Source organism: Bacillus sp. FSL R5-0560, assembly GCF_037966305.1.
Classification (GTDB): Bacteria; Bacillota; Bacilli; order Bacillales; family Bacillaceae; genus Bacillus; species Bacillus mojavensis.
Window position 1 is genome coordinate 3798512 of the sequence record NZ_CP150195.1, and the last position, 15640, is coordinate 3814151.

The following is a 15640-nucleotide window of genomic DNA, read 5'->3' on the forward strand; positions in this document are numbered from 1 at the left end:
AAAACTATTTACATTACGTTAGTTATTTTATGCCTGTCAAAATCAAAATTCAAGGGAAGAAAATTACTTAATTTTTTAATACACTTATTTAAATTTTTTAATTGATTGTTGTCAGAATATATAAAAAAACACCAGCTTTTCGGCCGGTGCATTCTATCTTTTTACCCATGTTTTGCATTAGTTTTTAGATTTTCCCGGAACTTCGTGGTGGTGTCTGCATCTTGCTTCATAGGATTCAGACGCACCCACCAGAATGACCGGATCATCATAAGAAGCCGGCTTTCCGTCAATGAGCCGCTGTGTTCTGCTTGCCGGTGATCCGCAGACGGAACAGACAGCCTGCAGCTTCGTCACACTTTCAGCGATGGCCATAATATCCGGCACAACGCCGAACGGCTCTCCTCTGAAATCCATATCAAGACCTGCTGCGATCACACGATATCCTTTATCGGCAAGTGCTGATAAAACATCAATGATACCCCGATCGAAGAATTGAACCTCGTCAACTGCGATCACATCCGTGCTCTCACTGATATGATCCCAAATGTCCGCAGCCGAAGAAATGGCATAGCTCGTCATAGATGTTCCATTATGGGAGACAACAGCATCTTCGCTGTATCGATTATCAATCACAGGTTTAAAGACCCTGACCTCCTGCTTGGCGTAAGTTGCTCTCTTCACTCTTCTGATCAGCTCTTCAGATTTCCCCGAGAACATACTGCCGCAAATCAGCTCAAGCCACCCGCTTTGCTTCATTATGTACATTGGCTCTGCTCCCCTCTCTCTGTCAGCTGTGTTTTTGACATACAAAAAACAGGCAAGAACTGCTTCTTGCCTGTTGAAAAATCTATTATTACTTAAGACCGTATTTTTTATTAAAGCGATCAACACGACCATCAGCAGAAGCGAATTTTTGACGGCCAGTGTAGAATGGGTGGCATTCAGAGCAAATCTCAACGCGTACCTCTTCTTTTACTGAGCCTGTTTCAAATTCATTTCCGCAAGCGCATTTAACTGTTGCTTTTTTGAAATTAGGATGAATTCCTGCTTTCATTGTATCCATCTCCTTCCGCCCTGAATCCCGTGTGGAAACAGAGTTATTATTTCGGAGCAATGTCCGAAACGCATATGAGAAAATTATATCAGTGATTTACTTCTTTTGCAAATAGATTTTATCGTCTGGCTGATGATAGATTTGCTTGCTTCCATTCTTGATTGAGAATATCGAAAAATTCCTGGTTTGTTTTGGTTTTTTTCATTTTTCTCATGAATTTTTCCGCGAAATCAGGCGAATCTGACATCGTTTTGCGGATAGACCATAAACGGTCAAGATGCTCTTTAGGCACAAGCAGCTCTTCCTTACGCGTTCCAGAACGGCGAATATCGATTGCAGGGAAGATGCGGCGTTCTGCCAGAGAGCGGTCAAGATGAAGCTCCATGTTGCCCGTTCCCTTGAATTCTTCATAGATTACATCATCCATACGAGATCCTGTATCAACAAGAGCAGTGGCGAGGATCGTTAAGCTTCCGCCTTCTTCGATATTTCTCGCTGCCCCGAAGAAACGCTTCGGACGGTGGAACGCTGCCGGGTCAATCCCTCCGGACAGTGTTCTTCCGCTCGGCGGAATCACTAGGTTGTAGGCACGGGCAAGGCGTGTGATACTGTCCATCAGGATAATAACGTCTTTCTTGTGCTCAACGAGGCGCATAGCGCGTTCAAGCACAAGCTCGGCTACTTTGATATGGTTTTCCGGCACTTCATCAAACGTTGAGCTGACGACATCCCCCGCAACAGAACGCTCAATGTCCGTAACCTCTTCCGGTCTTTCGTCGATCAATAGGACAATCAGCTCTGCTTCAGGCTGGTTCGCTGTAATGCTGTTGGCGATTTCCTTCAGCAGCATCGTTTTCCCGGCTTTCGGCGGCGCTACAATCAAGCCGCGCTGGCCAAAGCCTACCGGCGCCATCATGTCCATAATTCTTGTAGACAAGAAATTCGGTTTTGTTTCGAGCACCATATGGCGGTCTGGATAAAGTGGAGTAAGGGCTGGGAAGTGAACACGCTCTTTTGCGGATTCCGGATCATCTCCATTTACTGCTTCAACGTGCAAAAGTCCATAATAACGCTCATTTTCTTTTGGCGGGCGAACCTTACCTGATACTTTGTCTCCATTCCGCAAATCGAAGCGGCGGATTTGTGAAGCTGAGATGTAAATGTCTTCAGAGCTTGGAGAATAGTTGATCGGTCTCAGGAAGCCAAATCCCTCTGATTGGATGATCTCAAGAACACCTTCCATAAACAAAAGATCTTCCTGTTCTGCATTCGCTTTCAGAATAGCGAAAATCAGTTCTTTTTTTGTCAGTTTGCTGTAGTAGGAGATTTTATAATGTCTTGCAAGTTCATATAGCTCTTTCAATTTCATATTTTCCAAAGAGGAAATAGATACGTCTTTCATAAAAACACCACGCTTTTCATAGTCAATATCTTACTTTACACATGTAATCTGCTGCTTTTGCACAACATCCGCCAAAGCACATTCTTTTTTTAACATAAAGGAACTTCTATCGGTAACACTTCCACCCATGATCGGCGCTTTTGTTAAAAGGATTGTCTTAATGAGTTTTGAAGGAAGCGAGGACAAAAACATGAGAAGATCAATACTTATATCGTCTGATGCGGTAGAAATTGAAACTTTCCTAGTGCTTAAAAGAAGGAATTACGCAGTTAAAAATCGCAGCACTCTTTATTTTTACCTTATTTCAAAAAATTATTCAACTGAAATAAGGTTTTGACACGCAATTGATAGGGTTGTCTCTTATTTGCAAAAGAAAAGCGGGTCAACACCCGCTTTTTCTCTTTGTTATGGACGGATTACGAGATTTGGTTTTTTCTTCAGGCTGTGTCTGCCGTCAACAAAACGGACGGTGCCTGATTTCGCACGGATGACCAAGCTTTCAGTCGTGCCGACAGACCCTTTGAATTGAACGCCTTTTAACAGCTCCCCGTCAGTTACGCCGGTAGCCGCAAAAATAGCGTCATCGCCTCTCACAAGGTCTTCCATACGCAGCACTTTGCTCAAATCAAGTCCCATTTTGTTGCAGCGTATGATTTCTTCCTCGCTTTGCGGAAGAAGTTTACCGATAATTTCTCCGCCTAGCGCTTTTAACGCGACAGCAGATAGGACGCCTTCAGGAGCTCCTCCTGATCCGAACAGGATGTCTACGCCTGTGTGGTCGAAAGCCGTGTTAATGGCGCCTGCGACATCCCCATCATTGATCAGTTTGATTCTGGCGCCGGCCTCACGAAGCTCAGAAATGATTTTTTCGTGTCGATCGCGGTTTAAAATGGTAGCAACGACGTCCTCGACGTCTTTGTTTTTCGCTTTTGCTACCGCTCTAAGGTTATCAATGACTGGAGCTTCAATATCAATGCAGCCCACCGCTTCCGGACCGACCGCGATTTTCTGCATATACATATCTGGAGCATTTAAAAGCGTGCCGTGGTCAGCAACTGCAATAACAGTCAGCGCGTTCCAGCCGCCGCTTGCTAAGATGTTTGTGCCTTCGAGAGGATCAACAGCGACATCGACGCGCGGACCGTACCCGTTTCCGAGTTTTTCCCCAATATAAAGCATCGGCGCTTCGTCCATTTCTCCTTCTCCGATCACAACAGTTCCTTTCATCGGGACTGTATCAAAAACGTCTCTCATTGCGCTTGTTGCCGCTTCATCAGCCTCGTCTTTCTTTCCCCTGCCCATCCATCTTGCAGATGCTAATGCCGCAGCTTCAGTCACACGAACCAATTCCATTGATAAACTTCTTTCCATCTCAACACGATCTCCTCTCGCAAATAACCAATTAAGAATTTTGCATCTGTTCTATCTCTTCATCAGTCATTCTCTCGCGCCAGATTGTGGCTCCCAAACCCTCTAGTTTCTTCTCTAGGCTGCTGTATCCGCGATCAATATGCTCAAGACCTGTAATTTCTGTGACACCGTCGGCCATCAGCCCGGCAACCACTAAACAGGCTCCGGCCCGCAGATCGCTTGCCTTCACCTTAGCGCCTTGAAGCTCGACAGGACCCGTAATGATTGCAGATCTGCCCTCTACTTTCATATTAGCGCCCATTCGTCTCAGTTCATCAATATGTTTGAATCTCGCAGAATAGATGGTGTCAGTCACGACGCTTGTCCCTTTTGCTCTCGTCAAAAGCGCCGTCATCGGCTGCTGCAAATCAGTCGGAAAGCCCGGGTATACTAGGGTTTTTACATCAACCGGCTTAAGATTTTTCTGCCCTCCGACAATGAGCAGCTGGTCGTCGCTTGTCTCAATGTGAAAGCCCATTTCTCTCAGTTTTGCTGTTAAGGACTCAAGGTGAGTCGGGATGACATTATCAATGATGACCTCTTTGCCCATCGCAGCTCCTGCAATCATAAATGTTCCGGCTTCAATTCTGTCCGGAATGATCGTATGTTTGCAGCCGTGCAGTTCCTTTACGCCATCGATTCGGATGACGTTGGTTCCAGCACCTTTGATTTTTGCGCCCATGCTGGTCAGCAATGTCGCGACATCAATAATCTCCGGCTCTTTCGCAGCGTTTTCGATGATGGTTTTTCCTTCTGCCAAAACAGCCGCAAGCATAATGTTAATCGTTGCCCCGACGCTTACGACATCTAAATAAATACGTGCGCCTCTCAGCCTTTCAGCGCGCAAATAAATCGCGCCCTGTTCATTGGTCACTTCAGCTCCGAGCGCTTCGAAACCCTTGATGTGCTGGTCAATCGGACGGGGGCCCAGGTGGCAGCCGCCAGGCAATCCGATGACGGCCTGTTTAAAGCGGCCGAGCATCGCCCCCATTAAATAATAAGACGCGCGCAGTTTTTTCACTTTTCCGTTAGGAAGCGGCATGCTGATCATTGATGTGGGGTCGACAATCATTTCCCCATTCTCAAAATGCACATTGCCGCCGATTTCCTGTAACAGGTCACGCAGCGTTTCAATATCTGAAATCTCAGGAAGCCCTTCTATTGTCACCTCGGAATTTGCCAAAATGGTTGCTGGTATTAATGCAACAGCACTGTTTTTAGCGCCGCTGATGTGTACTGTACCGTTTAACGAGTCACCGCCGGCAATATTCAACTTTTCCATGATAGTCTCCTTCCATAAGAAGATAGCTGCGGAGCTAAATAAAATGGCATTTTATTCTGTCTCTGCAAATAAAGCTCATGTCCAAAATCTAGCCAATTCGAAGAGAAAGAATACAATACATTGTAAAATATCAGGAAGAAAATAGCGAAGCTTTGCGGGGGGCATAGGTTTCAAAAAATCGACAGAGACCCGCCGGCTATAGAGACATCTTCGTCATCCGGCAAAAGCAGCACGCAACCCTCATTCCGATATCAGCTTCTGCAGCCCAATGATTCCTGCTCTGTAAGCGGCATGCATCTGAAGGTCCGCTGTATCAGGATGGTGAAAAACAAAGGCCGCGGCAAACAGGCATACACTCTGTTTGCCACCGCTTAAATTACTTGTTCCAATCTGCCAGGAACTGTTCGATTCCTTTGTCTGTTAACGGGTGCTTTGTCAGCTGATAAATGACTTTAAGCGGCATTGTGCCGATATGAGCCCCTCTTAATGCAGCTTCAGTTACATGCTGAGGATGGCGGATTGACGCCGCAATGATTTGCGTATCAAGCCCGTGGATATCAAAAATCTGCTTAACTTCTGAAATCAGGTCAAGCCCGTTATGGCCGATATCATCTAAGCGCCCCAAGAATGGTGATACATAGGTAGCACCCGCTCTTGCAGCAAGAAGCGCTTGGTTTGCATTGAAGATCAATGTAACATTTGTTTTAATGTTTAAGTCAGTAAGTGCTTTTACGGCTTTTAAACCGTCAGCCGTCATCGGGATTTTCACCGTGATGTTCGGAGCGATTTTCGCCAGTTCTTTTCCTTCCTCGATCATTTCCTCAGCTTTCAGAGAAATAACCTCGGCACTTACAGAGCCCGGAACAACTTCTGTGATTTCACGAAGACGGTCATGGAACGATACGTTAGCTTCTTTTGCTACTAAACTAGGATTCGTTGTTACACCGGCAAGGATTCCTAATTCATACGCTTCTTTAATCTCATCGATATTGGCTGTATCAATAAAAAATAACATTTACAAAAGCCTCCCAGAGTAAGAATTTTCAGAACTGTGAATATGATTGCGCTTTCTAAAGATAGACGGAAAACCGCCTGTCAAGCTGTCAGGCGGCTATAAAAAGTTCCAATTGAATTAAGCTTGGTTTGAAGAACCAAATTCACGCATTTTACCGATAACAGTTTCTTTAATCGCTTCGCGAGCAGGTCCAAGGTATTTACGTGGATCGTACTCGTCAGGCTTAGCTGCCAATGTTTCGCGAACAGCTTTTGCAGAAGAAATTTGGTTTTCAGTATTTACGTTGATTTTAGCTGTACCAAGTGAGATTGATTTTTTGATGTCAGCAGTCGGAATTCCAGTACCGCCGTGAAGAACGAGCGGAAGACCAGTAGACTTTCCGATCTCTTCCATTTCTTTGAAACCAAGGTTTGGCTCACCTTTGTAAGGGCCGTGAACAGAACCTAATGCAGGTGCAAGGCAGTCGATGCCAGTGCGCTCAACAAGCTCTTGGCACTCTTTAGGATCAGCGTAGATTACGCCTTCAGCGATAACGTCGTCTTCTTGTCCGCCGACTGTTCCAAGCTCAGCTTCTACAGATACTCCGTGGAAATGAGCAAGCTCAACAACTTTAGAAGTTGTTGCTACGTTTTCTTCAAATGGATGGTGAGAAGCGTCGATCATTACAGATGTGAAACCTGCATGAATCGCTTTCGCACAAGATTCAAAGCTTGAACCGTGGTCTAAGTGGATCGCAACAGGAACTGTCACTTTGTACTCTTCCATTAGTGCTTTTACCATAGCTACGACTGTTTTGAAGCCGCCCATGTAGCGTCCCGCACCTTCGGAAACACCAAGGATCACTGGAGATTTTTCTTCTTCAGCTGCTTGTAAAATCGCTTGAGTAAACTCAAGGTTGTTTAAGTTAAATTGTCCTACAGCATAACCTTTTTCTTTAGCTGTATTCAACATTTCCGTCATTGAAACTAAAGGCATGTCGAATGTCCTCCTTATGTAGCCTGATTGTCTTCTAGCGAAAAAAGCTTTCCACCCTAGCATGACCCATAATTTGCTGTCATATGTAAATACACAGATCGCTTTTTCTCCATAACTAGAATACCAACTTTTCGACAAATCGGCAACACAATGACCTCATTCAATTGTTTCTTCTTTTTGTCAGTTAGACTTCAGGGGCAGATATTTTTTGACGGCGTCTCTGATTTCGTCGATGTCAAACGGCTTCGCAAAGTGCGTCAATGCGCCCAGTTCCTTTGATTCTTGGATCATATCGAGTTCTCCGTAAGCCGTCATGATGATCACGCGTATGTTTTCATCAATGACCTTCATCCGTTTTAAAATTTCGATTCCGTCCATACCCGGAATTTTCATATCCAGAAGGACAAGGTCCGGGCGTTCTTTTGTCACGATATCAAGCGCTTGAAGGCCGTTCGCAGCCTGAAATGTCTGATAGCCCTCTTTATTGAACACTTCGTTAAGCAAAATACGTATTCCGTATTGATCATCAACGATTAAAATTTTTTCATTCATCATTTTACACCCCAATATTATGATTTTCGTCAAAAGTAAGCAGTAGTTTATGTATTCTGTTTGATTTTCCTATTTCCTTTAATTATAATAGTCTACTTTACGACATTTTCTGAGCATTTTCTCTTTTGTTGTATACTGTTATTGTACGTTATAAAGGAGGATTCACTTATGTTGAAAATATTTACAACACAGTTAACAGGTATTTTTTCCCGCATTCAGGATAAGGAATCTGACGCGATTGAAGATGGGGCGCGATTGCTCGCTCAAGCGGTGATCAGCGGGCATTCCATCTATATATACGGGGCTAATGAGCTTCAGGGCATCTTACATGAGGCAACCGAAAGCAAAGAACCGCTTCCTTCCGTCAAAGCGTTTCCCGCTAACGCTGATGATGTGACAGAAAGCGACAGGGTGCTGATGTTTTGCTCAGGGACAGGTACAGATGAAGAACAAGCGCTCGCGAAAGAGCTTTATGAAAAAGGCGCGGGGGTCGTCTGCATATCACCGGCATCCAAAGACAGCGCCGGAATCGAACAATATTGCGATGTGCATATTGATTCAAAGCTGAAAATGCCGCTTGTTCCCGATGAAGACGGCACCCGCTATGGCTTCCCTTCATTAATGACAGCATTGTATGTCTACCATGCTCTATCATTTACATTAAAAGAAATTCTGCAAGAGTATGCATAATCACTTATTGTACATGCTGTATCTTGCCGGAAACAAATAAAAAAGACTTGTCCGCTTTTGACAAACGGCAAGTCTTTTTTTATTATTTCTGATTTGCAGCTTCAACAGACGCTCCGATAAAGCCTTTGAATAATGGCTGAGGTCTTGTCGGTCTAGACTTGAACTCTGGGTGGAACTGAGAAGCCACGAACCAAGGATGGTCTTTCAGCTCGATAATTTCAACAAGGCGTCCGTCCGGGCTGGTGCCTGAGAATACGAAGCCTTGGTCTTCCATTTGCTGTCTGAATTCGTTGTTGAATTCATAACGGTGGCGGTGACGCTCGTACACCACTTCATCCTGATACACTTCAAATGCTTTCGTGCCCTCTTCAAGCTTACAAGGGTAAAGGCCGAGGCGAAGTGTTCCTCCAAGATCTTCAACATCCTTCTGTTCAGGAAGAAGGTCGATAATCGGGTATTGAGTTGACGGATCAATCTCAGCAGAGTGAGCGCCTTTTAAGCCTAATACATTTCGGGCATACTCAATAGATGCAACCTGCATACCTAAGCAAATGCCCAGGAACGGAATGTTGTTTTCACGCGCATATTGTGTCGCAATGATTTTACCTTCAACACCGCGGTCTCCGAAGCCGCCCGGTACGATAATACCGTCTGTGCCGCTAGTAAGCTCTCCGATGTTGCTTTCTGTTACTTCCTCAGCGTTAATCCATTTCACTTTTACATCTGTGTCAAACGCGTAGCCCGCGTGACGAAGTGATTCAACGACAGAGATATAAGCGTCAGGAAGCTCAACATATTTTCCGACAAGTCCGATTGTGATTGTTTGAGACAGGTTGCTGACCTTGTTCACAAGCTCTTTCCACTCGGACATTTCCGCCTCTTTGCATGCCAATTGCATGTGCTCGCAAACAAGCTTATCAAGTCCTTGTTTTTGAAGCTCAAGCGGAATGGCATAGAGGTTGTCCGCATCTTCACATTCAATAACCGCTTTTGTATCGATGTCGCAGAATAAAGCGATTTTGTCCTTCATATCTTGAGAAATCGGCATTTCTGTACGAACAACGATAATGTTTGGCTGAATGCCCAGGCTTCTTAATTCTTTTACGCTGTGCTGTGTCGGTTTCGTTTTCAGTTCACCGGCAGCTTTAATGTAAGGCACAAGTGTACAGTGGATGTACATCACGTTTTCACGGCCGATGTCACTCTTCATTTGGCGGATGGCTTCAAGGAATGGCAGGGATTCGATGTCTCCTACAGTACCGCCGATTTCTGTAATCACGACATCCGCGTTTGTTTCTTTACCCGCACGGTATACGCGGTCTTTCAGTTCGTTTGTGATGTGCGGAATAACCTGCACTGTTCCGCCGAGGTAATCTCCGCGACGTTCTTTTTTAAGAACTGTTGAATAGATTTTTCCTGTTGTTACGTTGCTGAATTTATTCAGGTTGATGTCGATAAAACGCTCATAGTGCCCCAGATCTAAGTCTGTTTCAGCGCCGTCATCTGTTACGAATACTTCACCGTGCTGGTACGGGCTCATCGTTCCCGGATCAACGTTGATGTATGGGTCGAATTTTTGAATTGTGACGTTCAGTCCGCGGTTTTTCAGCAAACGCCCTAATGAAGCTGCTACAATACCCTTTCCAAGTGAGGATACGACTCCCCCAGTTACAAAAATATATTTCGTCATTTCGTTTGCTCCTCTCTTCGCTCTAAGCTACATTTCTTAAAATGTACCGTTTTATAAAAAATCATTTAGCCTTTTAAATGATTTATAAGAAAAATGAGGGGTGAAAATAAGAAAGCTCCCTTTCAATTTCTTGAAAGGGAGCATAACGTTCTATGTTCTCTCTTCGTTTTTGAAGAGCCCAAAATACATACTACCTAGTTCGACTATGAAAGTCAAGATCGATTTGGGGATGAAATTCTTTTACGATTTTTTATCCTCATCGCCTTCATCATAGTCATCATCATCTTCTTCTTCTTCATCGTCATCAATGAGATCCTCGTCAATTTCGAGCTCGTCATCGTCGTCTTCATCGATATCGTCAAACTCATCAGCATCGAGATCAAGTTCTTCCTCAACCTCAGCTAAATCGAGGTCGTCTTCGTCAACCACTTCAAATTCATCAAGATCAAGATCTTCTTCGACGGCTTTTTTGGCTTTTTTCTTTTTCGCCTTAACTGTCGGCTGTGTTTCTTCATCAAGCTGATCGTACGGATACCAGCTGCGAAGACCCCAATTCTGGTCAGAGAGCGCCAAGAAACGGCCGTCAATGTTTAAATCTGTATAAAATTGTGCGACGCGGTCTCCTAACTCTTCTTTTTTCACGCCGAGCAATGATGCAATTTCATTTAAAAGCTCCTGAAAAGGAACTGGTTTTTTATGATCTTCAAATAATTCGTGAGCGATTTCAACTAAAGCCATTTCCTTTAGCTGTTCCTGTGAATATTGTTTGATACCCAAGGTCGGACACTCCCTTTCTATTACTTATATGTATCTGTTTTATCAATAATGAAAGCGATATTGTATCGTTCTTATACAAACCATACCTCTCATTATAAACAAAATAAAACAGAATATGCTACCCTTAACAGCGTTAATTTAAATAAATTTACAAGAGTGATCCGACTGATAGATATTTTGCCTTATTCTGCGAGCATTCTGGAGATAACCAGCCTTTGAATTTCTTGGGTGCCTTCGTAGATTTGCGTAATTTTCGCGTCGCGCATATAGCGTTCTACCGGATAATCCTTCGTATAGCCATAGCCGCCGAAAATCTGTACAGCTTCGGTCGTGACCTTCATCGCCGTATCCCCTGCCAGCAGTTTGGACATGGCGGAGGCTTTTCCATACGGAAGGCCTGACGATTCCAGCCATGCCGCTTGGTAGGTCAATAGCCTTGAAGCTTCTATCATTGTCGCCATATCTGCAAGTTTAAAAGCTATGCCCTGCTGCTCGGCGATCGATTTGCCGAACTGTTTTCTTTCTTTTGCGTATTGAAGCGCCGCATCAAGCGCTCCCTGGGCGATGCCAACAGCCTGTGCCGCGATGCCGTTTCTTCCCCCGTCCAGCGTCTTCATCGCGATTTTGAAGCCTTCTCCTTCTTCACCGAGAAGATTTTCTGCGGGAACGACACAGTCTTCGAAGATGATTTCTGTTGTCGGAGAAGAACGGATGCCTAGTTTCTTTTCTTTCTTGCCTGTCAAAAATCCTTCAAAATCCTTTTCAACAATAAAAGCAGAAATGCCTTTTTTCTTTTTTTCAGCGTCAGTGACTGCAAATACAATATAAATATCAGCGGCGCCGCCGTTTGTGATAAACACTTTTGATCCGTTTAATACATAGTCATCACCGATTCGCTCAGCAGTTGTTTTCATCCCGCCGGCATCTGAACCGGAGCCTGCTTCAGTCAAAGCGAAAGCCCCGATTTTCTGCCCAAGCGCCAGCTGTGTTAAGTATTCTGACTTTTGTTCTTCTGTGCCAAATGCAAACAGCGGCCAGCCGCAAAGCGATATATGGGCGGAAAGCGTCACGCCGGTGGAGGCGCAGACTTTTGACAGTTCCTCCACCGCTATGACGTATGCCAGATAGTCACTTCCGATTCCGCCGTAAGCTTCAGGCCACGGAATCCCTGTTAATCCTAAATCCGCCATTTCCCGAAACAGGTCACGATCGAAGCGTTCTTGTTCGTCACGTTCTGCCGCTGTCGGTGCAACCTCATGCTTCGCAAAATCACGAACCAATTTCCGAATCATTTCGTGTTCTTCTGTTAATGAAAAATTCATCGCTTTTCCCCCATTGTCATATCAGCGCCCAAGACAGATTGAGCCAGAAGCTCCGCGACATCATACGTTTTGACACGATCTTCCGCTTCTTTTGCCTTTGTGCCGTCCCCAAGCATCGTGAGGCAGTACGGACAGCCGGAGCTGATTACCGACGGATTGACTGCCAGCGCTTGCTCTGTTCTGGCGACATTAATCCTGTTTCCTGACTCTTCCTCCATCCACATTAAGCCACCGCCAGCTCCGCAGCACATGCCGGTTTCCCGGTTTCTCTCCATTTCAATAAGCTGCACGCCCGGAATGGCTTTTAGAATCTCTCTCGGCGGATCATAGACTTCGTTGTACCGTCCCAAATAGCACGAGTCGTGGAAGGTGATCGTTTCATGAACTGGGTGCTGCGGTTTTAATTCCCCTCTCTTTACCAGTTCAGCCAGCACTTCCGTATGATGATATACTTCGCCTTCAAAGCCGAAATCTGGATATTCGTTTTTAAATAAATTGTATGCGTGCGGGTCAATCGTAACGATTTTTTTCACATTATTTTTTTCGAATTCTGAGATATTCTTTTCGGCCAGTTCTTGAAATAAAAATTCATTTCCGAGGCGGCGCGGGGTGTCCCCTGAATTTTTTTCTTTGTTGCCGAGGATCGCAAAGGTCACACCTGCTTGGTTCAGCAGTCTAGCAAAGGAGATGGCGATCTTTTGGCTTCTGTTGTCGTACGAACCCATGGAACCGACCCAGAAAAGGTATTCGAATTCTTTTTCCTCTTTTTTTACTTCTTTTACTGTCGGAATCTCGGCATCTGGAGCTGCGTCGCGCCAATTTTCACGTTCCTTGCGGTTGAGGCCCCACGGATTGCCCTGTCGCTCAATACTCGTCATTGCCCGCTGTGCGTCACTGTCCATTTTTCCTTCAGTCAGCACGAGATAGCGGCGGAGATCAATAATTTTATCAACATGCTCGTTCATGACGGGGCACTGATCCTCACAGTTTCGGCAAGTGGTGCAGGCCCAAATTTCTTCTTCGGTAATGACGTCGCCGATCAAGCTCGGATTGTAATCAAGCGCGGCGGCGGCTTCCCGCGATCCGCTCCCTGAGGCTGCCGCTGCCAGCTGGTTCCCTCTCGTATGGCTGAATGCTGCAGCCGGCACCCATGGCGAGCGCGAAGTGACGGCAGCACCTTTTTCTGTGAGGTGGTCCCTGAGGCGTAAAATTAAATCCATCGGCGACAGCATTTTTCCGGTGCCTGTCGCAGGGCACATATTGGTACAGCGGCCGCACTCGACACACGCATACAGATCAATCAGCTGGGACTGCCTGAAATCCTCAATTTTTCCTGCTCCGTAGCTTTCTTTTGTTTCGTCAGTGAAATCAATTTTTTCGAGCTTTCCGGACGCTTCAAGTCTGCTGAAAAAGACGTTGGCAGGACCGGCAATTAAATGAGCGTGCTTTGACTGCGGCACATACACTAAAAAGCTCAGTAAAAACAGGAGGTGCATCCACCATGCGATATAGAAAATCACCGCAGCACCCGTCTCCCCGATGCCGCCAAGCAGAAAAGCGATTCCTGAGGCAATTGGCTCGCTCCAAGAAAGCCCGTGATCATGCCAGATCAGATTCATTGCGTTCCCTAGTAAAACCGTTAGCATTAAACCGCCGATAAAAATGAGAACAAGTCCAGCTTTAAAGCCTCGTTTCAGCCTGACGAGCTTTTCGATATACCGTCTGTAAAATGCCCAGCCAACCGCAACTAAGATCAGAAACGTAACGATTTCCTGAAAAAAAGTGAAGGCGGGATAGATTGGGCCAAGCGGCAGATTTTGATCCGGGACCAGCCCTTTGATGATAAAATCAATCGCTCCGAACTGAACCAATATAAAGCCGTAGAAAAACATGACGTGAATGATCCCGCTTTTCTTATCCTTGAGCAGTTTTTTCTGTCCGAATACATTCACCCATATGGCCTGAAGCCGTTCCTTGATCCGCTTATCGAATTGTTCCTTTTGGCCAAGCCTGATGTAAGCAACCCTTGTTTTGACCAAATAAACAAACAAATAAACAGCGTAAGCGGTTACAATCAGAAATAATAATGCATTGACAATAAGAAAGCCGCTCATTCCAATTCCCCCTTTTTACTGATGAAAACCGTGATCCCCTGCCCCAGAATCTGTATAAGGTTATCTTTATGATAAATAATGAATGAGTGTTCAGTCAATAATTAAATTCCCGCTGTTCGGGCACAATATCTACTACTACGGAAAGGAGTGCCGGGATGAAGGTATTTTTCGTGATTCTCATTATTGTCATCATACTATTGGCTATAATCCTGCTGGATATCTTTATAGGCCGCGCCGCTTACAGAAAGAGAGCGTACGAGCCTGTTTTTTCAAAAAAGAAAAGTGATATCGAATTAATTCACTGCGGCGCTGACCTTGTTGAACGGATGATGCAAGATATACGCGATGCCGTCTCTTCTGTTCACGTGATGTTTTTTATTATGAAAAACGATGAGGTCAGCCACAATATGTTTACACTGCTGAAAACAAAAGCCCAGGCCGGTGTTTCGGTTTATTTGCTTCTGGATTGGTCGGGCAGCCAAAAAATTAAAAAACCGGCGCTGGAGACGATGAAAAACGCCGGCGTTCACGTTCATTTTCTGAACCGGCCTCGTTTCCCTTATTTCTTTTTTCATATACAAAAACGAAATCATCGGAAAATTGCTGTGATAGACGGAAAAGTCGGCTATGTCGGCGGGTTTAACATTGGGGAGGAATACCTTGGCAAGAAGGCGAAGTTCGGCAATTGGGAGGATTATCATCTGCGTATGACGGGCGAAGGTGTCCACGATCTGCAAACGCTTTTTACAGCCGACCTGAAACGAAATACCGGATCAGCCGAACTCGGTCCGGATGTTTGGCCCGAACTTCCGCAAGGGAATATCCCTCATAAGATTTATGCGACTGACGGCTATGCTCTTGAAAAAACGTATTTGGCAAATATCGCAAGGGCGAAAAAGCGTATTACGATTTGCACGCCTTATTATATTCCGACTAAACCGCTTCAGCAGGCTTTGGTCAAAGCAAGAAAAAACGGTGTGGACGTTACGTTGATTGTGCCCATGAAATCTGATCACCCTCTGGTCAGAGAGGCTGCTTTTACATATTATTCGGAGCTGCTTGATGCCGGCTGTCTCATCTACCGTTTTTACCAAGGGTTTTATCATGTGAAAGCCTTGATCATTGACGATCACTTCAGCATAATCGGCACAGCCAATTTTGATCAGCGAAGCCTGTTTTTAAATGAAGAGGTAAACGTTGAAATCGATGATGCTGCATTTACAAAAGAAGTCTATGCCACGATTGAAGAGGATATTAAAAAGTCGGACCTGCTGACAACAGAAAATTTCAAAAAGCGCACGTTCAGGCAGCGCCCGGCGGAATGGCTCGGTAAAGCATTATCTTATTTTTTATAAAG

15 protein-coding genes are annotated in these 15640 nt (G+C 45.1%); 2 read left to right on the forward strand and 13 right to left on the reverse strand.

What is annotated here, in order from left to right:
• Positions 1-177: 177 nt before the first annotated feature.
• From NST56_RS19880 to spo0F, 9 genes are all read right to left on the reverse strand, one after another.
• Positions 178-765, reverse strand: coding sequence for a thymidine kinase (locus NST56_RS19880; RefSeq protein WP_339178665.1), 588 nt, complete (start codon positions 763-765; stop codon positions 178-180).
• Positions 766-853: 88 nt separating this feature from the next.
• Complete coding sequence (rpmE, locus tag NST56_RS19885; RefSeq protein WP_003151132.1) at positions 854-1054, reverse strand: 50S ribosomal protein L31; 201 nt, start codon at positions 1052-1054, stop codon at positions 854-856.
• A 118-nt stretch (positions 1055-1172) separates the two neighbouring features.
• Entirely contained in the window at positions 1173-2456 is a 1284-nt protein-coding gene (gene rho / locus NST56_RS19890; RefSeq protein WP_010332253.1) for a transcription termination factor Rho, read from the reverse strand.
• A gap of 30 nt (positions 2457-2486) precedes the next feature.
• Positions 2487-2648, reverse strand: coding sequence for a hypothetical protein (locus NST56_RS19895; RefSeq protein ID WP_032731180.1), 162 nt, complete (start codon positions 2646-2648; stop codon positions 2487-2489).
• A 213-nt stretch (positions 2649-2861) separates the two neighbouring features.
• Positions 2862-3827 carry a class II fructose-bisphosphatase gene (glpX, locus tag NST56_RS19900; protein ID WP_010332254.1) on the reverse strand — a complete coding sequence of 322 codons (966 nt, stop codon included), beginning with the start codon at positions 3825-3827 and terminating at the stop codon, positions 2862-2864.
• 31 nt (positions 3828-3858) lie between these two features.
• The gene (locus NST56_RS19905; RefSeq protein ID WP_010332255.1) at positions 3859-5148 is read right to left on the reverse strand and encodes a UDP-N-acetylglucosamine 1-carboxyvinyltransferase; all 1290 of its coding nucleotides are present in this window, start codon (positions 5146-5148) and stop codon (positions 3859-3861) included.
• A gap of 376 nt (positions 5149-5524) precedes the next feature.
• Positions 5525-6163 (reverse strand): fructose-6-phosphate aldolase, encoded by a 639-nt coding sequence (gene fsa / locus NST56_RS19910; RefSeq protein WP_010332256.1) that lies wholly within the window; start codon positions 6161-6163, stop codon positions 5525-5527.
• Positions 6164-6280: 117 nt separating this feature from the next.
• Positions 6281-7138: a class II fructose-bisphosphate aldolase gene (locus tag NST56_RS19915; protein WP_003235826.1), complete on the reverse strand. Its 858-nt coding sequence runs from the start codon at positions 7136-7138 to the stop codon at positions 6281-6283.
• Between the two features lie 180 nt (positions 7139-7318).
• On the reverse strand, positions 7319-7693 hold the full coding sequence (gene spo0F, locus NST56_RS19920) for a sporulation initiation phosphotransferase Spo0F (protein WP_003227621.1): 375 nt from the start codon (positions 7691-7693) through the stop codon (positions 7319-7321).
• A 165-nt stretch (positions 7694-7858) separates the two neighbouring features.
• Here spo0F and NST56_RS19925 point away from each other — a divergent pair, with 165 nt between their 5' ends.
• Positions 7859-8380 carry a DUF2529 domain-containing protein gene (locus NST56_RS19925; protein ID WP_268504413.1) on the forward strand — a complete coding sequence of 174 codons (522 nt, stop codon included), beginning with the start codon at positions 7859-7861 and terminating at the stop codon, positions 8378-8380.
• Positions 8381-8462: 82 nt separating this feature from the next.
• Here the strand turns inward: NST56_RS19925 and pyrG are convergent, their stop codons facing one another.
• The 4 genes from pyrG to NST56_RS19945 form a co-directional block, all read right to left on the reverse strand.
• Entirely contained in the window at positions 8463-10070 is a 1608-nt protein-coding gene (pyrG, locus tag NST56_RS19930) for a CTP synthase (glutamine hydrolyzing) (protein WP_010332258.1), read from the reverse strand.
• A gap of 240 nt (positions 10071-10310) precedes the next feature.
• Positions 10311-10847 (reverse strand): DNA-directed RNA polymerase subunit delta, encoded by a 537-nt coding sequence (gene rpoE, locus NST56_RS19935; RefSeq protein WP_326196588.1) that lies wholly within the window; start codon positions 10845-10847, stop codon positions 10311-10313.
• A gap of 182 nt (positions 10848-11029) precedes the next feature.
• Positions 11030-12169, reverse strand: coding sequence for an acyl-CoA dehydrogenase AcdA (gene acdA / locus NST56_RS19940; RefSeq protein WP_168748985.1), 1140 nt, complete (start codon positions 12167-12169; stop codon positions 11030-11032).
• On the reverse strand, positions 12166-14283 hold the full coding sequence (locus tag NST56_RS19945; protein ID WP_339178674.1) for a heterodisulfide reductase-related iron-sulfur binding cluster: 2118 nt from the start codon (positions 14281-14283) through the stop codon (positions 12166-12168). Before NST56_RS19945 ends, acdA begins: the two co-directional genes overlap by 4 nt.
• A gap of 155 nt (positions 14284-14438) precedes the next feature.
• Here NST56_RS19945 and cls point away from each other — a divergent pair, with 155 nt between their 5' ends.
• On the forward strand, positions 14439-15638 hold the full coding sequence (gene cls, locus NST56_RS19950; RefSeq protein ID WP_339178676.1) for a cardiolipin synthase: 1200 nt from the start codon (positions 14439-14441) through the stop codon (positions 15636-15638).
• The last annotated feature ends 2 nt before the right edge of the window (positions 15639-15640 follow it).